The sequence below is a fragment of the Arcicella rosea genome, assembly GCF_040543805.1.
GTDB lineage: Bacteria > Bacteroidota > Bacteroidia > Cytophagales > Spirosomataceae > Arcicella > Arcicella rosea.
On sequence record NZ_JBEUMS010000007.1, the window covers coordinates 118,397 to 141,937 of the forward strand.

General features: G+C 34.8%; 17 protein-coding genes. 12 read left to right on the top strand and 5 right to left on the bottom strand.

Going from position 1 to position 23,541, the window contains the following annotated elements; genetic code table 11:
- Positions 1-52 precede the first annotated feature (52 nt).
- Positions 53-2,320, bottom strand: coding sequence for an aconitate hydratase (locus ABID42_RS10860; protein ID WP_367283684.1), 2,268 nt, complete (start codon positions 2,318-2,320; stop codon positions 53-55).
- A gap of 441 nt (positions 2,321-2,761) precedes the next feature.
- Here ABID42_RS10860 and ABID42_RS10865 point away from each other — a divergent pair, with 441 nt between their 5' ends.
- The 6 genes from ABID42_RS10865 (at position 2,762) to ABID42_RS10890 (ending at position 11,972) form a co-directional block, all read left to right on the top strand.
- On the top strand, positions 2,762-5,533 hold the full coding sequence (locus ABID42_RS10865) for a bifunctional aconitate hydratase 2/2-methylisocitrate dehydratase (protein ID WP_367283685.1): 2,772 nt from the start codon (positions 2,762-2,764) through the stop codon (positions 5,531-5,533).
- Between the two features lie 359 nt (positions 5,534-5,892).
- The gene (gene topA / locus ABID42_RS10870; RefSeq protein WP_323258964.1) at positions 5,893-8,388 is read left to right on the top strand and encodes a type I DNA topoisomerase; all 2,496 of its coding nucleotides are present in this window, start codon (positions 5,893-5,895) and stop codon (positions 8,386-8,388) included.
- Positions 8,389-8,547: 159 nt separating this feature from the next.
- On the top strand, positions 8,548-9,246 hold the full coding sequence (locus ABID42_RS10875) for an SIR2 family NAD-dependent protein deacylase (protein ID WP_367283686.1): 699 nt from the start codon (positions 8,548-8,550) through the stop codon (positions 9,244-9,246).
- 87 nt (positions 9,247-9,333) lie between these two features.
- A complete protein-coding gene (locus ABID42_RS10880; RefSeq protein WP_323258968.1) occupies positions 9,334-10,215 on the top strand; it encodes a tetrahydrofolate dehydrogenase/cyclohydrolase catalytic domain-containing protein in 882 nt (293 codons plus the stop codon).
- A gap of 169 nt (positions 10,216-10,384) precedes the next feature.
- Positions 10,385-11,326, top strand: coding sequence for a ribose-phosphate pyrophosphokinase (locus ABID42_RS10885; protein WP_323258971.1), 942 nt, complete (start codon positions 10,385-10,387; stop codon positions 11,324-11,326).
- A 79-nt stretch (positions 11,327-11,405) separates the two neighbouring features.
- On the top strand, positions 11,406-11,972 hold the full coding sequence (locus ABID42_RS10890) for a 50S ribosomal protein L25/general stress protein Ctc (protein ID WP_323258973.1): 567 nt from the start codon (positions 11,406-11,408) through the stop codon (positions 11,970-11,972).
- A 79-nt stretch (positions 11,973-12,051) separates the two neighbouring features.
- Here the strand turns inward: ABID42_RS10890 and ABID42_RS10895 are convergent, their stop codons facing one another.
- The 4 genes from ABID42_RS10895 to ABID42_RS10910 all read right to left on the bottom strand — a co-directional run bounded on the left by ABID42_RS10895 (position 12,052) and on the right by ABID42_RS10910 (position 16,761).
- Positions 12,052-12,912 (bottom strand): nucleoside phosphorylase, encoded by an 861-nt coding sequence (locus tag ABID42_RS10895; RefSeq protein ID WP_367283687.1) that lies wholly within the window; start codon positions 12,910-12,912, stop codon positions 12,052-12,054.
- Between the two features lie 85 nt (positions 12,913-12,997).
- Positions 12,998-13,978, bottom strand: a complete 981-nt coding sequence (gene trhO / locus ABID42_RS10900; protein WP_367283688.1) for an oxygen-dependent tRNA uridine(34) hydroxylase TrhO — start codon at positions 13,976-13,978, stop codon at positions 12,998-13,000.
- 279 nt (positions 13,979-14,257) lie between these two features.
- Positions 14,258-15,583: a tRNA (N(6)-L-threonylcarbamoyladenosine(37)-C(2))-methylthiotransferase MtaB gene (gene mtaB, locus ABID42_RS10905; RefSeq protein ID WP_367283689.1), complete on the bottom strand. Its 1,326-nt coding sequence runs from the start codon at positions 15,581-15,583 to the stop codon at positions 14,258-14,260.
- 152 nt (positions 15,584-15,735) lie between these two features.
- A complete protein-coding gene (locus ABID42_RS10910) occupies positions 15,736-16,761 on the bottom strand; it encodes a glutamine synthetase beta-grasp domain-containing protein (protein WP_323258982.1) in 1,026 nt (341 codons plus the stop codon).
- A gap of 548 nt (positions 16,762-17,309) precedes the next feature.
- On the opposite strand from ABID42_RS10910, the gene ABID42_RS10915 reads away from it, so the two are divergent.
- From ABID42_RS10915 to ABID42_RS10940, 6 genes are all read left to right on the top strand, one after another.
- The gene (locus ABID42_RS10915) at positions 17,310-19,514 is read left to right on the top strand and encodes a glutamine synthetase III family protein (RefSeq protein WP_323258984.1); all 2,205 of its coding nucleotides are present in this window, start codon (positions 17,310-17,312) and stop codon (positions 19,512-19,514) included.
- An 88-nt stretch (positions 19,515-19,602) separates the two neighbouring features.
- Positions 19,603-20,166, top strand: coding sequence for a hypothetical protein (locus ABID42_RS10920; RefSeq protein WP_323258986.1), 564 nt, complete (start codon positions 19,603-19,605; stop codon positions 20,164-20,166).
- Positions 20,167-20,177: 11 nt separating this feature from the next.
- A complete protein-coding gene (locus tag ABID42_RS10925; protein ID WP_367283690.1) occupies positions 20,178-21,071 on the top strand; it encodes a CPBP family intramembrane glutamic endopeptidase in 894 nt (297 codons plus the stop codon).
- 28 nt (positions 21,072-21,099) lie between these two features.
- Positions 21,100-21,801 carry a 16S rRNA (uracil(1498)-N(3))-methyltransferase gene (locus tag ABID42_RS10930; protein ID WP_367283691.1) on the top strand — a complete coding sequence of 234 codons (702 nt, stop codon included), beginning with the start codon at positions 21,100-21,102 and terminating at the stop codon, positions 21,799-21,801.
- A gap of 31 nt (positions 21,802-21,832) precedes the next feature.
- Positions 21,833-22,510, top strand: a complete 678-nt coding sequence (locus ABID42_RS10935) for a DUF4159 domain-containing protein (protein ID WP_367283692.1) — start codon at positions 21,833-21,835, stop codon at positions 22,508-22,510.
- A 155-nt stretch (positions 22,511-22,665) separates the two neighbouring features.
- Positions 22,666-23,430: an acyl-CoA desaturase gene (locus ABID42_RS10940; protein ID WP_323258994.1), complete on the top strand. Its 765-nt coding sequence runs from the start codon at positions 22,666-22,668 to the stop codon at positions 23,428-23,430.
- The last annotated feature ends 111 nt before the right edge of the window (positions 23,431-23,541 follow it).

A 23,541-nucleotide genomic window follows, 5' to 3' on the forward strand; every position in this document is an offset into this window, starting at 1 on the left:
AGCCTTCAACAATTTTACTTGATGAAGGCTGTTTTGCATATTGATGTAATAATTATTTCCCTAAATTAGCACGAATGATATTCAATGCACCACCTGCTTTAAACCATTCAATTTGTTGGTCGTTGTAAGAGTGATTTACTGCAATTGTATCGCTTGAACCGTCTGCGTGGTTCAAAACTACTTGCAATTGAACACCCGGAGCAAATGTTGTTAAACCAATGATGTCGATAGAATCGTCTTCTTGGATTAAGTCATAATCTGCTTCATTGGCAAAAGTAATCGCCAACATTCCTTGTTTCTTCAAGTTAGTTTCGTGAATACGAGCAAAAGATTTTACTAATACTACACGAACCCCTAAGTGGCGAGGTTCCATCGCTGCATGTTCACGAGAAGAACCTTCTCCGTAATTTGAATCACCCACTACGATTGTTCCGATACCAGCAGCTTTATAAGCACGTTGCGTTGCAGGAACTGGACCGTATTCACCGATTAATTGGTTCTTAACGTTGTCTGTTTTTTCGTTGAAGTAATTCAACGCACCAATCAACATGTTGTTAGAAATATTATCTAAGTGTCCACGATATTTCAACCAAGGACCAGCCATTGAGATATGGTCAGTAGTACATTTCCCTTTCGCTTTTATTAATAATTTCAAACCTTTAAGGTCTGTGCCTTCCCAAGCTTTGAATGGGTCTAACAATTGAAGACGGTCAGACGTTGGTGAAACTTTTACTTCTACTGAAGAACCATCTTCAGCAGGAGCTTGGTAACCAGCATCTTCTACGGCGAATCCTTTAGTTGGTAATTCATCACCTGTTGGAGCGTCTAATTTTACTTGCTCGCCAGCTTCATTAGTTAAATAATCTGTTAAAGGATTGAAAGTTAAATCACCTGCAATCGCCAAAGCAGTTACTAATTCAGGAGAACCTACGAAAGCATAAGTATTTGGGTTACCATCGGCACGTTTTGCGAAGTTACGGTTGAAAGAGTGAACGATTGTGTTTTTCTCACCCTTCTCAGCACCCGGACGAGCCCACTGACCAATACAAGGGCCACAAGCATTAGAGAATACTTTACCGCCAATGCTCTCGAAAGTATCAATAAAACCATCACGTTCAATAGTATAACGTACTTGTTCAGAACCCGGAGTGATTGTATATTCTGCTTTTGTTTTTAAGCCTTTTGCCGCTACTTGTCTTGCTAAAGAAGCTGCACGAGAAATATCTTCATAAGATGAGTTGGTACAAGAACCAATCAAACCAACTTCTACTTTGGTTGGCCAGCCGTTTTTCTCGGCTAATTCTTTCATTTTAGAAATAGGCGTTGCTAAATCTGGTGTGAAAGGACCATTCAAATGCGGTTCTAAAGTATCTAAATCAATTTCAATTACTTGGTCGAAATAAGTAGCTGGGTCAGCATAAACTTCTGGGTCAGCAGTTAAATGTTCTTTTACTGCATCAGCTAAAGCAGCCACATCAGCACGACCTGTTGAAGCTAAGTAGCGAGCCATAGATTCATCATAACCAAAAGTTGAAGTAGTAGCACCGATTTCAGCACCCATGTTAGCAATTGTACCCTTACCTGTACACGACATTGAAGTAACGCCTTCGCCAAAATATTCTACTACAGCACCAGTACCACCTTTTACTGTAAGGATACCTGCTACTTTCAAGATTACGTCTTTTGCAGAAGTCCAACCGTTTAATTTACCAGTTAACTTAACACCGATAAGTTTAGGGAATTTCAATTCCCAAGCTAAGCCAGCCATTACGTCACAAGCATCAGCACCACCCACACCAATGGCAATCATACCCAAACCACCAGCATTTACCGTATGTGAGTCAGTACCAATCATCATACCGCCCGGAAAAGCGTAATTTTCTAATACTACTTGGTGAATAATACCTGCACCGGGTTTCCAGAAACCTAAACCATATTTATCTGAAACTGAAGAAAGGAAGTCATAAACTTCTTTATTTTTATTAACTGCAACTGAAAGGTCAGTTTTTGATTCTACTTTAGCTTCAATTAAGTGATCGCAGTGAACAGTAGAAGGAACTGCTACTTTTGGGCGACCAGCCTGCATAAATTGTAAAAGAGCCATTTGTGCAGTGGCATCTTGCATGGCTACACGGTCTGGAGCAAAATCAACATAAGAAACACCTCTTTTAAAAGTACTTGTAGGAGTACCTTCCCACAAGTGAGAATAAAGGATTTTCTCAGTTAAAGTAAGCGGTCTGCCGACAAGTTTACGGGCTGCCTCAACACGAGCTGGCATACGTTCGTAAACTGCTTTAATCATTTCAATGTCAAAAGCCATAGTATGTTTTTTTTTAAGAATTCTTGAAACTTTAAGATTAAAGAATAAGGATTTATTTATAAATCTAAATAATCTAATTACTATTTTCAATATAAGAGAAACAAATTTCAAATATTTTAAGTTCTTTGCAACCTGTGAGCATACTGACAACGGCAAAAAAAGTAGATTATAACATAATAAGGTTTTATTCTTGATTAGGATTTAGGATGAATCTTATGCTAATCCTCTTAATTATCTAATAAAACAAATAAAAATTATACAAATCAAAGAAAATATATGTTAAAAACGCCTATTCGATAAAAAATTTTTAATTCGAAGTTGCTTTTTATAAATTTGTGAGACAGATTTTCACAGAAAAACGCTATTTTACCTTCTGACGAGAAGTTTGTTAATATAAAAATACTCAAGGATAAATACTATAATAACTGTAAATAATTCAATATGAACTTTTATAACGATTACCTTAAAGAAATCGAGGAAAGAAAAACACAAGGACTTCATCCTAAGCCAATTGATAGTGCTGAATTGGTAAGCGAAATCATTGAACAAATTAAAGTTTTGGGCAAGGAACACCGTGCTGATTCACTTCAGTTTTTCATTTATAACACTTTGCCAGGAACTACTCCTGCGGCTGGTGTAAAGGCTAAGTTTTTAAAAGAGATTATACTTGGTCAGTCTGTTGTAGAAGAAATAACACCTGATTTTGCTTTCGAATTGTTGTCACACATGAAAGGTGGCTCTTCAATTGAAGTATTATTAGATTTGGCTTTAGGAGATGACGTTGCTATTGCAAAACAAGCTGGGGATGTATTGAAAACGCAAGTTTACTTATACGACGCAGATTTAAAACGCCTGAAAGATGCTTTTGAAAGTGGTAATGCAACAGCAAAAGAAATCATCGAAAGTTACGCTAAAGCAGAGTTTTTCACGAAACTTCCAGAAATACCTGAAGAAATTAAAGTAGTTACATTTATCGCAGGCGAAGGTGATATTTCAACAGATTTACTTTCTCCAGGAAACCAAGCTCACTCACGTTCTGACCGTGAATTGCACGGAAAATGTATGATTTCTCCAGCTGCTCAAGATGAAATCGAAGCATTAAAAGCTCAGCACCCAGACAAATCTGTGATGTTAATTGCTGAGAAAGGAACAATGGGCGTAGGTTCATCAAGAATGTCTGGCGTAAATAACGTGGCACTTTGGACAGGTAAGCAAGCAAGCCCTTACATTCCTTTTGTGAACTTTGCTCCAATTGTAGGTGGTACAAATGGTATTTCTCCAATTTTCCTTACAACAGTTGATGTAACTGGAGGTATCGGAATTGACCTTAAAAACTGGGTTAAAAAAGTAGATGCAGACGGTAAAGTTGTTCGTAACGAAAATAACGAACCTATTCTTGAACAAGCTTATTCTGTGGCTACAGGTACTGTACTTACGATTAATACAAAAACGAAAAAATTATACAATGGCGAGCAAGAGTTGATTGATATTTCAAGATCTTTCACTCCTCAAAAATTGGAATTTATCAAAGCAGGTGGTTCTTATGCCATTGTATTTGGTAAGAAAATCCAAACATTCGCTTCTCAATTATTAGGTATTGCTATTGCGCCAGTATTTGCTCCTTCTAAAGAAGTTTCTCATGAAGGACAAGGGCTTACAGCGGTTGAAAAAATCTTCAACAGAAACGCAGTAGGTTCTACACCGGGCAAAGTTTTACATGCAGGTTCTGATGTTCGTGTGCTAGTAAATATCGTAGGTTCTCAAGATACTACTGGTTTAATGACAGCCCAAGAATTAGAGTCAATGGCAGCAACTGTTATTTCTACTACGGTTGATGGTGCTTATCAATCTGGTTGTCATACAGCTTCAGTTTGGGATAAAAAAGCGCAAGCTAACATTCCAAAATTGATGAAATTCATGAATGATTTTGGTTTGATTACTGCTCGTGACCCTAAAGGTGTTTATCACTCAATGACGGACGTAATTCACAAAGTATTGAATGATATTACTGTTGACGATTGGGCAATTATCATCGGTGGTGACTCGCATACTCGTATGTCGAAAGGTGTTGCTTTTGGTGCTGACTCTGGAACGGTTGCTTTGGCACTTGCTACTGGTGAGGCTTCTATGCCAATTCCTGATTCTGTAAAAGTTACTTTTAAAGGTAGCATGAAAGAATATATGGACTTCCGTGATGTTGTTCACGCTACTCAATCACAAATGCTTCAACAGTTTGGTGGAGAAAACGTGTTCCAAGGTAGAATTATTGAGGTTCATATTGGTACGCTTACTGCTGACCAAGCCTTTACATTTACAGACTGGTCTGCGGAAATGAAAGCAAAAGCTTCTATCTGTATTTCTGAAGATGCTACTTTGATTGAATCATTGGAAATTGCGAAAAGCAGAATCCAAATCATGATTGATAAGGGCATGGACAATAAAAACCAAGTGCTTCAAGGATTGATTGATAAAGCGAACAAGAGAATTGCTGAAATTCAATCGGGTGAAAAACCAGCGCTTAGACCTGATGCTAATGCAAAATATTATGCTGAGGTAGTGGTTGACTTAGACCTAATCGCTGAACCAATGATTGCTGACCCAGATGTAAACAATGCAGATGTTTCAAAGAGATATACTCACGATACTATCAGACCATTGTCTTATTATGGTGGCGATAAAAAAGTAGATCTTGGCTTTATTGGTTCTTGTATGGTTCACAAAGGCGATATGAAAATTTTGGCGCAAATGCTTAAAAACATTGAAGCTCAAAATGGTAAAGTAGAATTCCAAGCACCACTTGTTGTTGCTCCTCCAACTTACAATATAGTAGATGAATTGAAAGCAGAAGGCGACTGGGAAGTATTACAGAAATACTCAGGTTTTGAGTTTGATGATAATGCCCCTAAAGCAGCAGCACGTACTTCTTACGAAAAAATGTTATACTTAGAGCGCCCTGGTTGTAACCTTTGTATGGGTAACCAAGAAAAAGCTGCTAAAGGCGATACTGTAATGGCTACTTCTACTCGTTTGTTCCAAGGTAGAGTTGTGGAAGATACAGATGCTAAAAAAGGAGAATCTTTACTTTCATCAACACCAGTAGTAGTTCTTTCTACAGTTCTTGGTAGAACTCCAACTATCGAAGAATATGTAAAAGCAGTTGAAGGTATCAATTTGACTAAATTTTCTCCATCACACATCAAGTTGGTGAAATAATAGCATAGCATATATTAAAAAAGCCTGAGCATACACTCAGGCTTTTTTGTTGTTTAGATAAAGGAGAAAAAAATGAAGCTTTCTAAAACTTATTTCATATAATCAGTCAAATTAATGTAGGCTGTTGTCTAATTTTCATTTCGAATAAATAATAGAATTCTGCAATTTTATGACTGTTATCAAAAAAATGGACTACATTTTGAAATGAAGTTTATATATTTGGCAAAATATAAAAGGTAGTGGTCTTCTTATCAAGCATTTTATACCCCATAGGGCATCAAAATTGAAGGGTTTTAGCCCTAAAGAATAAATATTTCGTAAATAATTTCGATTGTTTACTCCACCAATCAAAATAATTAATGTCGAAAAACTTAGTAATAGTAGAGTCTCCAGCAAAGGCAAAGACCATTGAGGGATATTTAGGAAAAGATTTTACCGTAAAATCTTCATTTGGTCATGTCCGAGACTTACCTAAAGAAAATGATGCCATCGACATAAAAAATGGTTTCAAACCTACTTATATTATCTCACCAGAAAAGATAAAAGTAGTAAACGAACTTAAATCAGCCGTTAAATCAGCAGATGAAGTATGGCTGGCAACGGATGATGACCGTGAAGGTGAATCTATCTCATGGCACTTAAAAGAAGCTCTTGGGCTTGCAGACAGTACTAAAAGAATCGTTTTTCGTGAAATCACGAAAAAGGCTATTCAAAATGCCATTCAAAATCCAAGAACGATTGATGTAGATTTGGTAAATGCACAGCAGGCTCGTCGTGTATTGGATAGATTAATTGGTTTTGAACTTTCACCAGTACTTTGGTCGAAAGTGAAAAAAGGTTTATCAGCAGGTAGAGTTCAATCGGTAGCAGTAAGAATTGTGGTTGAAAGAGAAAGAGATATTGAAAATTTTGATTCAAAATCTTCTTTCAAAATCGTTGCTTTATTTCCCTTAGCAGGCGGAAGAGTCTTACAGGCTGAATTACCAAAGAACTTTGAAACAGAAGCCTTGGCGAAAGCATTTTTAGAAAAATGTATTGGTGCTGAATTCAAGATTAAGAATTTAGAAACAAAACCTGCTAAAAAATCTCCAACTGCTCCTTTTACCACTTCTACTTTACAACAAGAAGCTTCTCGTAAATTAGGTTATTCGGTGGCATCAACGATGATGTATGCTCAGAAACTGTATGAGGCAGGTAAGATTTCTTACATGAGAACTGACTCAACCAGTCTTTCTGATGAAGCAATAGGCAAAGCAAAAGAAGCCATCACCAATGCGTATGGTGTTGATTATGTACAAACTCGTCAGTATAAAACAAAAGATGAATCGGCTCAGGAAGCTCACGAAGCCATTCGTCCGACAGATTTTGCAGAGAGTACTATCGTTGGCGATGCCAAAGAAAGACGTTTGTATGAATTGATTTGGAAACGTGCTATCGCTTCACAAATGGCAGATGCACAATTAGAAAGAACTACGGCTACTGTCGGAATTTCAACTACTGCTGAAGAATTAATTGCTCAAGGTGAAGTTATTAAATTCGATGGTTTCTTGAAAGTATATTTAGAAAGTAAAGACGATGAAGAAGATGAGGATAATTCAAAAATGTTACCTCCTTTAAATATCGGTCAAATCCTGAATTTAGATACTTTAAAAGCAACAGAGCGTTTTTCTCGTCCTCCAGCACGTTATACAGAAGCTAGTTTGGTTAAAGCCTTAGAAGATAAAGGAGTGGGTCGTCCTTCTACTTATGCTCCAACAATTTCAACGATTATCAAGCGTGAATATGTTGTAAAAGAAGACAGAGAAGGCAAGGAGCGTAGTTTCAAGGAGATTGTGTTGAAAGACAATAAAATTTCTGAAAAGACAAGTAAAGAAACTTACGGCACAGAAAAAGCTAAACTTTTCCCTACTTCAGTAGGAATGGTGGTAAATGATTTCTTAGTTGAAAATTTCAAAGAAGTAGTAGATTTTAAATTTACTGCTGATATGGAAGATGAATTCGATGAGATTGCCAAAGGAAAAGTAGAATGGTCGAAAATGATTGATAATTTTTATCAAGGGTTCCACCAAACGATAGAAGACAGTAAAAGTGTTGATAGAAATACAGTAGGTTCATCTCGTGATTTAGGAATTGACCCAAAAACAGGAAAGCCTGTTTCTGTAAGATTAGGTAAATTTGGACCTTATGTTCAATTAGGCGAAGCGAAAACCAAAGACGATGAAAAACCTGTTTACTTCAACCTTAAGAAAGACCAGTTAGTAACTACGATTACTTTAGAAGAGGCTTTGGCGCTGATGGAGTTGCCAAAATTACCGAGAGAAGTAGGTTTCTTTGAAGATAAACCAATGGTAATTGGTGCCGGTAAAATGGGACCATATATTCGACATGATGATAAATATACCAGTTTGCCAGCCACTGAAGACCCTTTTACAGTTACTGAAGAAAGAGCGATTGAGTTGATTTTAGAAAAACGTCAAGTTGATGTAGGCAGTGCAATCGGTACTTTTGAAGGCGAGCCAATTACAACTGGCAAAGGTAGATTTGGTCCTTATGTAAAACATAATGGTAAATTCTACTCGTTAGGAAGAGGCGAAAATATTGATACTATTACGAGTGAAAGAGCGATAGAAATCATTCTTAAAAAGCGTGATAGCGAAGCCAATAAATACTTGAAAGAATTCCCTGAAAATGATTCAATTAAAGTAGTCAATGGAATGTATGGTCCATACATTCAGATTGGGAAAAGAAATATCAAAATTCCAAAAGATACCAAACCAGAAGATTTAACATTAGAGGATTGTATCAAACTAGGCGAAGAAGCACCAGCTCCTTCTGCTAGAGGAAAGAAAAAGTAAATTTAATAATTGAGTAATTTAATGAATGAGTGATTTGTGATTATTCTTTTTGAAAGTCATTTATACGAATGTCATTTAATCTTAAATATTTTAAAGAAAGGTTGTCGATTTTTGATTGGCGACCTTTTTTTGATTTGAAAATTAAATTTAAAATCAAAGATGAAATCTACCAAAAAGAAATTAGTCGTATTAACTGGTGCTGGTATTTCAGCAGAAAGTGGCATTCCTACTTTCAGAGCATCGGATGGACTTTGGGAAAACCATGCCATTGAAGATGTGGCTACTCCGCAAGGCTTCAAGAAAAATCCTGAATTAGTGCTACGCTTTTATAACGAACGAAGAGCTAAATTAGACCATGTTGAACCGAATGAAGGACATAAAATTTTGGCTCGTTTAGAAAAATATTATGACATACAAATCATCACACAAAATGTAGATAACCTTCATGAACGTGCTGGTTCAAGCAATGTACTTCATCTTCATGGCGAATTAACGAAAGCTCGTTCTAGCGTTGATGAAAATTTGGTCTATGAAATCGGCACTAAAGCAATTAATTTAGGTGATAAATGTGAAAAAGGTTCTCAGCTTCGTCCACATATTGTTTGGTTTCATGAAGATGTCCCTTTAATACATGATGCCATTGAAATTGTTGAAAGTGCAGATATTTTTGTGGTTGTTGGTACTTCTTTACAAGTATATCCTGCGGCTGGTTTGGTAAATTATGTGGCAGGTTTTGTGCCTATTTATATTATCGACCCCAAAAAACCAGAAACAGCCACCCGAAAAAACATGGCTTTTATTGAATATGTAGGCAGTGTTGGCTTGGCTAAATTGTGGGATATTCTGGTAAATGATTGAGATGTAGCGTACAGATAAACCAAATTCTTTTGCTTAACCAAAAACTAGCCGTAATTTTGTGGCTTCAAAATTACAAAAAACAGAACCATGCAAATTATAGACGGGAAAGCAGTTGCTGACGAAATCAAGAAAGAAATCGCATTGGAAGTAGCTGAAATCAAAGCATCTGGTGGTAAAACACCACATTTAGTAGCCATTTTGGTAGGAAATAATGGTGCTTCTGAAACCTATGTTGCCAACAAAGTAAAATCTTGTCAAGAATTAGGATTTAATTCAACATTACTTCGTTTCGACCCAAGTATTACTGAAGCTGAATTATTGGCTGAAGTACAAAAAGTAAATGATAATGATGATATGGATGGATTAATTGTTCAATTACCACTTCCAGACCATATCAATCCCGATAAAGTAATGGAAACGATTGCGCCAAGTAAAGATGTTGATGGTTTTCATCCAATCAATATTGGTAGAATGGCAAAAGGTCTTCCTGCTTATATTTCTGCGACGCCTCAAGGAGTATTAGATTTATTGGCGTATTATAATATTGAAACTTCTGGAAAACATTGTGTTGTGGTGGGTCGTAGCCAGATTGTAGGCTTACCGATGTCTATTTTGATGCAACGCAATACTAAAATTGGTAATTGTACAGTAACACTTACGCATTCAAAAACGAAAGATTTACCAGCTGTTTGTGCTAGTGCTGATATTTTAATTGCAGCTTTGGGTCGTGCAGAGTTTATCACAGCTGAATATGTTAAAGATGGCGCTGTAGTAATTGATGTAGGTTTGACTAGAGTAGAAGACCCAACTAAGAAGTCTGGTTTTGCTTTGAAAGGTGATGTGAAATTTGATGAAGTTGCTCCGAAGTGCTCTTTCATCACGCCAGTTCCTAAAGGAGTAGGACCAATGACGATTGTTTCCTTGATGAAAAACACTTTGCTTTCAGCAAAAAAGGTGATTTACCAATAAAATGTAGTACTTTATTTGGGTGTTTGAGGCTTAATTATTTATTGTTTGAAAAATCGACTGTTCAGTGCTGTTTAAGCGAATGATTTTTTGTACTTTTGCGGTAAATTTCAGAAAAAGTATTTCCAAGATAATTTTGAATTAAGAGAGCCTTACAAAACTCTCCAAAAAAATGGCTGCTATCAATCAAGTTAAGATTTTCACAGGATCATCTTCCGAATATTTAGCAAAAGAAATTGCTCGCTTTTACGGAAAAGATTTAGGTTTGTCTTCTGTTCAACGTTTTTCAGATGGTGAAATGTCACCAAGTTTTAACGAATCTATCAGAGGATGTGATGTATTCATCATTCAATCAACTTTCCCACCAGCTGATAATATGCTGGAGCTTTTGTTAATGATTGACGGTGCTCGTCGTGCTTCTGCTCACTATGTTACGGTTGTTATTCCTTATTTCGGGTATTCTCGTCAGGATAGAAAAGACAAACCAAGAGTAGGTATCGGAGCAAAATTAGTAGCTAATTTATTAACAGCTGCTGGTGCTGATAGATTAATGACTTTAGATTTACATGCTGGACAAATTCAAGGTTTCTTCGATTTCCCTGTAGATCACTTAGAAGGAACAGCTATTTTTGTTCCTTACTTAAAATCATTAGGATTAGATAATTTACTTTTTGCTTCTCCTGATGTTGGTGGTGTGGTTCGTACTCGTAATGTTGCTAAGTTCTTCAATGCTGAAATGGTAATTTGCGATAAACAACGTAAACGTGCTAACGAAGTAGCAACAATGCAATTAATTGGGGATGTTACTGGTGCAGACGTAGTTTTAGTCGATGACTTAATTGATACTGGCGGTACCATGTGTAAAGCTGCTCAGTTAATTATGGACAAAGGTGCAAAATCTGTAAGAGCCATCGTAACACACCCTGTACTTTCTGGAAAAGCGTATGAAAACATCAATAATTCTGTATTAACTGAGTTGGTTGTAACAGACACAATTCCATTAAGAGAAGCTAGTGATAAAATTAAAGTATTATCAGTAGCAGAATTATTCGCCAAAGCAATTGGCAGAATTCGTGACCATGAATCTATCAGTTCATTATTTATAAAAAATTAATTTAAACGGTTGATTGAAGATAGTGCTCAAGGAATAATTTCCTTGAAATCGACAGGCTTTCAACACAAATCACTCAAAAATGAGAAAGATTGAAATCGTAGGGTATAACAGAGAAACCCTTGGAACAAAATCAGCAAAAGATCTTCGTAACGAATCTTTAGCTCCATGTGTATTATACGGTGGTGAAAAACAAATTCACTTTGCTGTACCAATGATTCTTTTCCGTGAATTATTATATACTCCAGAAGTATCAGAAGTAATCTTAAACATCGAAGGTGAAATTCACCATGCTATCGTTCAAGATTCACAATTCCACCCAGTATCAGAAGTTCTTCTTCATGTCGATTTCTTAGAAATCGTTGAAGGTAAAGAAATCAAAATTGACGTTCCTGTGAAAGTTATTGGTGATGCACCAGGCGTTCGTAAAGGGGGTAAAATGGTTCAAAAATTACGTAAAGTAACTTTGAAAGGTTTATCAGACAATATTCCTGATTTTATCGAAGCTGATATTACTGGCTTAGATTTAGGACAAACATTGAAAGTGGCTAAATTGAAGGCTGAAAACGTTGCGATTTTAAATAATCCTTCGGCTCCAGTTGCTACAATTGACATCCCACGTGCTTTAAGAGGAAAAATTAACTCATAGTAGTTAATTTCCAATTTCACTGATAGGTTTTATAAAGAGGCTGTTTCTTCAATTATTGAAAGAAACAGCTTTTTTTATGTTATTTTGAGAGCTTTTCTAAAGCTAGTTTAATTAAATTATCAACCGCCCTTTCAGGATTTTTAGCAAAATCGTTCGTCATTCTACTGGCAAGAATAGCACTGATTGATAATACTTCATGACCTAGCACTTTCCCCATTAAATAATAGCCTGCTGTTTCCATTTCAAGATTAGTCAATAATAAATTATCATGTCTGAATGAATTAAATTTTTCTAACAGATTTTCAATTTTAGGACTATATCTTAAAATTCTACCTTGAGGAGCATAAAATCCTGGACAAGTAACGGTATTGCCTTCAAACCAATCGACTGGAGAATCTTCCATAAACAGGTTGTACAAAGGCTCACTTCCAGCATTAGCATAAGGCATAAAATCTAAAGCAAAATACTTTTTGATAGATTCTGTGATAGAATTGTTTTGAGAAGTATAAAAATAACCTAGTGCATCAAAGCCAATACCTTGTTTAGAAACTACGATGCTTTCCATTGGAATCTCTTTTTGTAAGCTGCCAGAGGTGCCTAGCCTAATAATATTTAAGGATTTATGTTGATCAAAAGGTGTTCTCGTTGCTAAATCGATGTTGGCTAAAGCATCAAGTTCATTCATTAAAATTTCGATATTATCAGTACCAATTCCACTAGAAATAACGCTAAGACGTTTTTTGCCAAGGTAGCCAGTATGAGTAACAAACTCTCGTTTATTAATTTTTACTTCAACGCTATCGAAATATTTAGAAACTTTTTCTACTCTTTCGGGGTCACCAACGGTAATGATAGTATCAGCAATATCGTCTGGACGAAGATTCAAATGATAGATACTTCCATCAGCATTTGTAATTAAATCAGTTGGTGAAATGGTCATAGTCTTAATGATTTTAAATGAAAAAACTAGAGGCATTGTAATTGCTACAATACCTCTAGTTGAATATACTCGTCAAATATATAAATTATGCGTTTTGTTCCAAAGGGCTTTTTGTTAATTTTCTACTTTTGAAACCAAATTCAGGAGTATAATTATCCGACTGCTTAGAATAATATCCTTTTACATTATAAGGGCGTTTGCGTGGATGATTTTTACATGCTACAGAACAAGCTCCATCCATTTCTAACAAACAAGTAGCACAAATAGGTAAATGCTCATTACATTCTGGATTAGCACAGTTTACCATATCTTCTGTATCAGTTTTACAGATATGGCATTTTGAGATAATAACAGGGTTTACAGTATTTACTTCTGTTTTTACTCTGTTATCAAATACATAGCATTTCCCTTCAAAATCTTCACCACCTTCTTCTAAACCATATTTAATAATTCCGCCATGTAATTGATAAACATTTTCGAAACCACGCTCAATTAAATAAGCAGAAGCTTTTTCACATTTTATGCCACCAGTGCAATAAGTAATGATTTTTTTATCTTTCAAATGTTCAATCTCTTGCACGTGTTCAGGCAATTCACGAAGCGTTTCCATATCAAATGTTACTGCTCCTTTGAATTTTCCTATGCTGTGTTCATAATTAGAACGCATATCAACTAAAACAACATCAGGGTCATTCTTCAACATTTCTTTGAAATCTGCTGGCTCTAAATGCTTTCCTGTTCTTACTCTTGGGTCAACTGGTAAATCAGAATTGACAATTTCTTCTTTTACTCTTACATGGAGTTTAGCAAAAGCGTGTTCTTCGTGCTCTTCAACTTTAAAGTCGAAATTAGAACCTGCAAAAATTGGGTCATTTTCTAACCAATTCATGTAACGTTCGCAGTCTTCAGCCAAACCTGAAACCGTACCATTTAATCCTTCAGAAGCAACAATGATACGACCTAATAAACGATTTTCTAAACAAAATAGATGATGCTTTTCTCGATAAGTATCCGCATCAGGGATAGGAGTGTAATTATAATAAAGAATTACTCTGTATGGCTTCATCTTCAACATGAGTTTACAGCGTGAATGTATTCTTATCAAAAAAACTTATTCGTGACCTAAAATATTTGATAAGAGATACTAAAACGAATAAGCGAGTGCAAAGATACGAAAAAGGGGAGTTTTGACGTAGAAATTTCTAATTTCCAAAAATGCTTTTTGTCATTTTTTATGTGATAAGAACAATTATAGGCTTTGTTTTTCAGCAATTTAGGAGTAAAATGAGAACGAGACCATCCTTTTAAGAATAGCCTCGTTAAAATATTGCAATACCAATAAATCTTAATGTGTTTCATAAACCTCAACTTCTTCAACTTCTACAAGCATATTTTCATTGATGGTCGAAAGCTTTACTTTTTTAGTTTCATTAATCAAAATTGGGTCATATTTGGCAGTTACTCTGATATAATTTTCAGTGAAACCCTGCATTTGTCCATTTTCAACATCTTCTTCAAAAAGTACTGTAAATGAATCTTCTAAATTTTCTTCGTAAAAAAATCTTCTTTTTTTATCAGATAAGATATGAAGCATTTTTGAGCGTTCTGATCTTTTACTCATTGGTACCACAGGTTTGATAGCCAATGCTGAAGTATTTTCTCTTTCTGAATAAGTAAAAACGTGCAAATAACTGATTGGTAATTCGTTCAAGAAATTATATGTTTCTAAAAACTCTTCGTCTGTTTCTCCTGGATGACCTACAATTACATCAACGCCAATACAACAATTAGGCATTAATTCTTTGATTTTGGTAACTCTATCTACATAAAGCTCTCTTTTGTAGCGTCTTTTCATCAAGGCCAATACTTTATTTGAACCGGACTGTAAAGGGATATGAAAATGAGGAACAAAGCGTTTTGAGCTTGCTACGAAAGCTATAATTTCATCAGTCAATAAATTAGGCTCAATTGAAGAAATTCTAAAACGTTCAATTCCTTCAACTTCGTCCAAGGCTTTTACTAAGTCTAAAAAAGTATTTTCTCTTTTTCCGTTTTGAAGACCAAAATCTCCAATATTTACGCCTGTTAAAACGATTTCTTTTGCGCCACTTTCAGCAATTTCACGAGCTGCTTTTAATACATTTGCTATGGTATCTGAACGACTTCCCCCTCTAGCTAAAGGAATCGTGCAATAAGCGCAAGGATAATCACAGCCATCTTGTACTTTCAAGAAAGTACGAGTTCTATCGTTCAATGAATATGAAGTATGGTATTCTACAGCTTCTTCAATATTTTGATTATAGACTTTAGCTTTATTGCCCGAAGGTTCTTTTACAAAACCATCTAATAAATCTATCAATTGGAATTTTTCTGCTGCACCCAATACCGCATCTACTCCTTCAATATCAGCAATTTCCTGTGGTTTCAATTGTGCATAACAACCAATGATTGTTACGTAACCATCAGGATTTATTTTATTGGCTTCTTTTACAATTTTCTTACACTTCTTGTCAGCATTTTCGGTCACTGAACAAGTATTGATGATGAATATGTCTGGCTTTTGATTGAACTCAACTTTTTGATAACCTTTTTGCTCAAACATTCTTGAGATAGTTGAGGTCTCAGAATAGTTAAGTTTACAGCCTAATGTATAAAATGCTACTTTTTTCATACTGCAAAGATAGTTATCAAGATTGAAATTTATAGCTAAAAAAGTAAAAGTAGCTGGATATTAGATTCATAATTAGCTGATTATCTGATATAACAATAAAAAAGCTCGACTAAATTAGCCGAGCTTCCTTATTATTATATGTTGTATCAAAATTAGATAACTGCAGTTTTAACAGTTTTAATGATACGAGCAGCCACTTTGTATGGATCAGCAGCAGAGTTTGGACGACGGTCTTCTAACCATCCTTTCCATCCTTTTTGAACTGCAGCGATTGGAATACGGATTGATGCACCACGGTCAGATACTCCATAAGAGAATTGATCGATAGATTGAGTTTCGTGTTTACCAGTCAAACGTAAGTGGTTGTCAGCACCATATACTTCGATATGTTCTTTCACGAAAGGAGCGAATGCTTGACAGATAATGTCGTAAGTTTCTTTCTTACCAGCTGTTCTAAGAGCAGTGTTAGAGAAGTTAGCGTGCATACCTGAACCATTCCAGTCAGTATTACCAAGAGGTTTACAGTGATAGTTAACCCAAACACCGTATTTCTCACAAGTTCTTTCCAATAAATAACGAGCTACCCAGATTTCATCACCAGCTTGTTTAGCGCCTTTAGAGAAACATTGGAACTCCCATTGACCAGCAGCAACTTCAGCATTGATACCTTCAACGTTCAAACCAGCTTGAAGACAATATTCTAAATGCTCTTCAACGATATTACGTCCATAAGCATTTTTAGCTCCAACTGAACAATAATATGGTCCTTGTGGACGAGGGTAACCGTTTGAAGGGAAACCTAAAGGAAGATTTGTAGCTAAATCGTATAAGAAGTATTCTTGTTCAAAACCAAACCAGAAATCATTGTCATCATCTTCAATCGTAGCACGACCGTTAGACTCGTGTGGATTACCTTCAGAATCTAAAACTTCGCACATTACAAGATATGATGGAGTTCCCAATAAAGAACGCTCAGGATCTTTGCAAATGAAAACAGGTTTCAATTGACAGTCAGAAGAACCACCTGGAGCTTGTTCTGTTGATGAACCATCAAATGACCACATGTCGCAATCCTCTAATTTACCGCTAAAATTATTTTCAATTTTAGTTTTACTACGAAGGCTCTGAGTTGGTTTGTAACCGTCCAACCAAATGTACTCAAGTTTAGCTTTTGCCATGATTTTGTTATTGGATTTTTATTTATTTGGTTAATTTCCTTATTTCTTGCTACAAATTTATACTTCAAAAGTTGAATTTCACAAGAAAAAAATGATTTTTATGAAATTTTTAAACATGGCTCTGTTTTTTCGATTGATTTGAACTATTCTAATGCGTCAAACAATTGCCATATTTCAATTGATGAAATTATATTTTGTTATTATCAAAATTACAATACTTTATTTTGTAAATCAAAATTTTCGCAGAATAAAATGTAAAGTTCTTGAAATAGTTAAATTTTTTCTTTAGTTATTTTAATGCTGATAAAATTGTGATATTTGAAGGTTATTCATTTTTGATAAAAAAGTTGATTTTTGGCTATTTTTTTAAATTTTAAGAGGGATTAATTAATAAAAAATAAATTTCAATTACATTTATGCGTGAGTTTATTATTTAGTGGAATTAAAAGGTAGAGATTGAAATGTAATCAGTAGTTTGCTTGAGGCTTCAGTCAAAACCCTGAGTGAAATATCCATTAACATTAAAAAAATAATCTGAAAAATTTTATATGGCAATTGCAAGATTTAAAGCACTTGAGTTAGCTCAGTCTCGTCCGACTGTACCGGTTAAAATACCGACAGAAAAAGTAACCGATTATTACGGAAGTAATACTTTTAATGATGAAGTAATGCGTTCCTTATTAAGTCCAGAAGCTTATCTGAAAATTACAAATGCGATTGAGGATGGTAAGAAAATTGATAGAGAAGCCGCTGATGAAGTTGCAGCTGCGATGAAATCATGGGCTTTGTCGAAAGGAGTAACACATTATACACATTGGTTTCAACCATTAACGGGTACTACTGCTGAAAAGCATGATGCTTTTTTTGACATTACAAGTAAAGGTAAAGCTGTTGAAAAATTCAAAGGTTCAGCATTAGTTCAACAAGAACCTGATGCTTCATCTTTCCCAAATGGCGGCATTCGTTCTACTTTTGAAGCCCGTGGTTATACAGCTTGGGATCCTTCGTCTCCAGCCTTTATTATGGAAAACGTAGCAGGTACTGCTACTTTATGTATTCCTTCGGTTTTTGTTTCTTACACTGGCGAAGCATTAGATTACAAAACACCTTTATTGAAATCAAGTGAATTGATTGATAAAGCTGCAACTAAAGTAATGAATGAATACTTTAGTCGTGAAGTATCAAAAGTTTCTGCTTCTGTTGGTATTGAACAAGAGTATTTCTTGGTAGATGAAGCATTGTACAATGCTCGTCCAGATTTGATGATGTCTGGAAGAACAGTTTTTGGACATTCGCCAGCTAAAGGCCAGCAATTAGAAGACCATTACTTTGGATCAATTCCTTCAAGAGTAAATGCTTTTATGGTTGACTTTGAATTGGAAGCTTTGAAATTAGGCATGCCAGTTCGTACTCGTCACAACGAAGTTGCTCCAGCACAATTTGAGGTTGCTCCAACTTTTGAAGAAGCAAATTTAGCTTGTGACCACAATGCTCTTTTGATGGATTTGATGAATAAAGTAGCTGCAAAACATAAAATGCGTGTGCTTTTTCATGAAAAACCATTTTCAGGTATCAACGGTTCTGGTAAACACAATAACTGGTCTTTGGCTACAGATACTGGTGTCAACCTTTTAGGGCCATCAACTAAACCAAAAGAAAACCTTCGTTTCCTTACTTTCTTTGTAAACACAATCAAGGCTGTTCACGATTATGCTGATTTATTACGTGCTTCTATCGCAACAGCAGGGAACGAACATCGTTTAGGCGCTAATGAAGCTCCTCCAGCGATTGTTTCAATCTTCATTGGAACAGAAATGACTCGTGTATTGAACGATTTAGAAAATCTTTCAGAAATGCACGATATTAAATTAGAAAAAGGAGATAATGTTTATTTAAGATTGGGAATCAATAAAATTCCAGCACTTTTATTAGATAACACTGATAGAAATAGAACATCACCTTTTGCTTTTACAGGTAATAAATTTGAATTTAGAGCAGTTGGTTCTTCTGCCAATTCTGCCGCACCTATGACAATCCTTAACACGATTGTGGCTAACCAATTATTACAATTCCGTGAGGAAGTGGATGTTTACTTAGAAAAAGGCATCAAAAAAGAATTAGCAATTGTTGAAGTATTGAAAAAGTATGTAAAACAATCAAGAAAAATTCTTTTTGAAGGAAATGGTTATTCAGAGGAGTGGACAGAAGAAGCTGCAAAAAGAGGATTGTCAAATCTAAAAACTGCTCCTGAAGCACTTAGAAAATATTTGGATAAATCGGCAATTGATTTATTCTCGAAACATGGTATTTTCAATGAAATTGAAATGCACGCACGCTATGAAATCGAGATTGAAAATTATATCAAGAAAATCCAAATTGAATCAAGAGTTGTTGGTGATTTAGCTATTAACCATATCGTTTCAACTTCTTTGAAGTATCAAACTCAATTAGTTGATAACGTTCGTGGACAAAAAGAAATTGGTATTGATCCTCAATATTATGCTCCTACGATTGAAATCATCAAGAAAATTTCTATTTACACTGCCAAAATCAACAATTTAGTTGATGAAATGACAGAAGCTAGAAAAGAAGCCAATAATGTAGAAGATACTGCTGAAAGAGCTAGACTTTACAGTACAAAAGTGAAGAATTACTTAGAGGAAATTCGTTATTGCGTAGATAAATTAGAACTTATCGTTGATGATGATGAATGGCCTTTACCAAAATACAGAGAATTATTATTGATTAGATAAGTAAACAATAAGCCTGAAAATGCCCACAGCACTTTTGTGTTAGTGGGCATTTTTGTTATCTTTGACTCATAAATTAATCTATTGTAATATGTCATTAAAATCGAATCCGGGACTAGACCCTAAAGAAATTGAACAGTTAAAAAAGGAATGCAAAGAAGCAGGAAAGAAGTTTGTTTATTTTGAAGACGAACTGAATGATGAACCTGATAACGTTGAAGAATTTGTTCACGTTCAGTTTGTAGGTGAATACAAAGGTCAAGAAGCAATTTTTGATGCTGTTATTTACTCTCTTCGTTTGCATTACAACAGTATTGTTTATGAAACTGCCGAGCGTCAAGCGATGAAGTCGTTTCCTTTGTATGTTCCTGTAGAGAACCGTGATGAGACTTATACTTCAAATGAGGCAATGGATGAGGAAGTAGAATTATTCATTACTGAATTGATTGAAGAAATTGAAGAAAACGAAGAAATTAAACTTTCTGAGCATTTGGAAATTGATGAAGATTTTGAATTCGGAATCGGATTAGAAGTATGCTTGAATGTTGATGAAGTAAATGATAAAGTAGTTACTAAATTTGTGGACGATTACTTATCTGGTAACTTCAAATTAAACCCAACTTTGTTTTCTTTCAAAACAGAGGCTGAAGACTAATTTCTTTATAAATGTTTAGTAATTATCCCATTTGGTTAAAGTCACTTATTAAAGTCTTTGGATTTGTGTTGTTCTTCATCTTTTTTGTTGGAATTGGAAGAGCTTTCGTTGTATTTCTTTTGACTTTGGTTTATCAAATCGACTTCAATAAATTTTATGGAATAGTTGCTTTTCCTCAGCACTACGACAAATTACTGGTGTATGAAATAGGGGGACTATTCTTTGAAATATTAGCCGTTTGGCTTTATCCAAAGATGCTTGGAAAAAGTATTTCACTCAAAAGTTTGGGGCTAGATTGGAAAAACAAAAGTAAGGATTTTGCCTTTGGATGTATTATTGGCATCTTTTTAATAAGCACTGGATTTATCATATTGAAAATTATGGGATTCGTTCAAGTCATAAAACTTGAATTTAATCCCATAATTTTCGTTTCGTATATCTTCTTTTTTTTAGCAGTTGCCATTTCAGAAGAACTTATGGCACGTGGATATGTGCTGAGTACTTTAATGGAAGGCATGAATAAATACGCAGCCCTGAGTACTTCTGCGTTTATTTTTGCAGGTTTACATTTGATGAACAATCACATTGGCTTCATTCCTCTTGTCAATCTTACTTTAGCTGGTTATTTATTGGGAATTTATTTTATTTTCCGAAAAAATTTAATGTTTCCGATTGGACTACATTTTACTTGGAATTTCTTTCAAGGAGCAGTTTTTGGCTTTGAAGTATCAGGACATGACGTTCAGGGTATTATTACACAAAATGTAATTGGAGATATTTTATGGACTGGTGGCGCTTTTGGTCTTGAAGGCTCAATCGTTTCTTTACCCATTGTGATACTTGGTATTGCATTTATTTACTTTTTTTATCGTAATTCAAACATTTCTTCAGCAGAATCTAATTGATTTATTGCCTGTAAAGAAGACAAATTTCATGAATATATTTTACGAACCCAATATCAAGCAAACTTTACTGTTGAATGAAGAAGAGTCTCGTCATGCCATAAAAGTACTTCGTTTGTCGGTCGGAAGTAAATTGTATGTTGTAGATGGTAAAGGTGGTTTTTATACTTGTGAAATTAAGGTTGCACACGAAAAAAAGTGTGAAGTAAAAATTGTAGAAGAACAACAAAATTATGAACGTCACGATTTTTATATTCATTTAATCATTGCTCCAACAAAAAACATGGATAGAATTGAATGGATGGTTGAAAAATGTGTAGAAATGGGCATTCATGAAATTTCTTTTATTCAAACTCGTTATTCAGAACGCAAGGAAATAAAAACGGCTAGAATTGAAAAAATTGCGATAGGAGCAATGAAGCAATCTTTAAAAGCATTTTTGCCAAAAATCAATGAAATGATTACTTGGAAAGCTTTTTTACAGAAAGAAATAGCTGAATCGCAGAAAATGATTGCTCATTTGGAAGAAGGAGATAGAAAGTTAATCCAAGATTTAGCTACTCCAAAAGGAAATTACGCTGTGTTAATTGGACCAGAAGGAGATTTTAATTCAGATGAAATTGAACAAGCTTTGAAAAAAGGTTTTCTCCCTGTTACCTTAGGAAAAAGTAGATTAAGAACAGAAACCGCTGGTTTGGCAGCTTGTTTTACTTTGAATTTAATTAATCAATAATGAAGTAAGTAAACAATCAAGTAATTCAACAATGAAGAATATCCGTAAAAGTATTGCTAGTATTTTATTGTTAACTTTTTTCTTGGTTTTTAATCATCAAAGCTTTGCTCAATATTCATTTAAAATTGCCAAAATGAAGTATGGAGGAGGGGGCGATTGGTATTGTAACAAGACTTCATTAACGAATCTAATCAAATTTTGTAACAGTAATCTCAGAACAAATATTGCTCCAGAAGAAGACATTGTAGAACCTTCAAGTCCAGAATTATTTACTTACCCATTTGTGCATTTAACAGGACATGGAAATGTTGTTTTTAGCGATGGAGATGTGGCTAATCTTAGAAAATATTTAGTAGGCGGAGGCTTTTTGCATGTTGATGATAATTATGGTTTAGATAAATTTATTCGTAGAGAAATGAAAAAGGTTTTTCCAGAATTAAGTTTTGTTGAATTGCCATTTAATCATCCTATTTATAATCAGAAATTCAAATTCCCGAATGGTTTACCCAAGATACACGAACATGACAATAAACCACCGCAAGGTTTTGGTTTGATTTATGAAGGTAGATTAGTCTGTTTTTATAGCTTTGAATGCGATTTAGGCAATGGTTGGGAAGATCAAAGTGTTTATAAAGACCCAGAAACGATTCGTTTGAAAGCTTTACAGATGGGTGCAAACTTATTGGCTTACTCGCTTACTTCTTTTTAAAGCTTGCAAATGTCAGAATAAAAAATATTTAAACCCTTTTTAATAAACATTCGGTAACTTTGTTGACGGTTTACTGTTAAAGTTTTAAAGAACTTAGATAGTAGCTGTCTTTTAAATTCTCAATCACAAGAACAAATTAAAATAATAATATAATCATGCAGTTGGTATTGCCCGCTTTTATCATTCATTGGTACTTATCTTTATTTAGCCAAACGTTTTTTTTACACCGTTATTCGGCACACAAGATGTTTACCATGAATAAGTTTTGGGAGAAATTTTTCTATTTCCTCACTTACGTTTCTCAAGGTTCATCTTATTTAAGTCCACGTGCTTACGCAATTTTACACCGTATGCACCACGCTTTCAGCGATACCGAGAAAGATCCACATTCACCACATTTTTCTGATAATGTATTCGCAATGATGTGGAAAACAAAAGATATTTATAACGCATTGTTGAACAATAAAGCTAAAATTGAAGAGCGTTTCGATCATAACTATCCTTTTTCAAAAACGATTGAAAAATTAGGTGATCATTGGATTTCAAGAATTGGTTGGGGCGTTTCTTACATTGTTATGTATGTAGTAGCTTTTGTTTATTTTGATATGCACTGGGCATTCTTCTTTTTATTGCCTATCCACTTTTTGATGGGTCCTGTACATGGAGCAATTGTAAACTGGTCGGGTCATAAATATGGTTATCAAAATCATGATAATAAAGATAAATCTAGAAACTCTTTAGTATTTGACTTTTTGATGATGGGAGAGTTATTCCAAAACAATCATCACAAATTGCCAAACAGCATGAATTTCGCTTCAAAATGGTATGAATTTGATCCAACCTACCCAATGATTAAATTATTAATCTGGTTAAGAATCATCAAGCCAAATTTAAGTAAACCTGCTGATGCAGAGTTTTAGTTATTGATATTGAGTGAATTAATGAATGAGTGATTCTCAATATTTGATATAATCAATAAAAAAGTCCTGATTGAATTTCAATCAGGACTTTTTTATTGATTATGGCTCAAA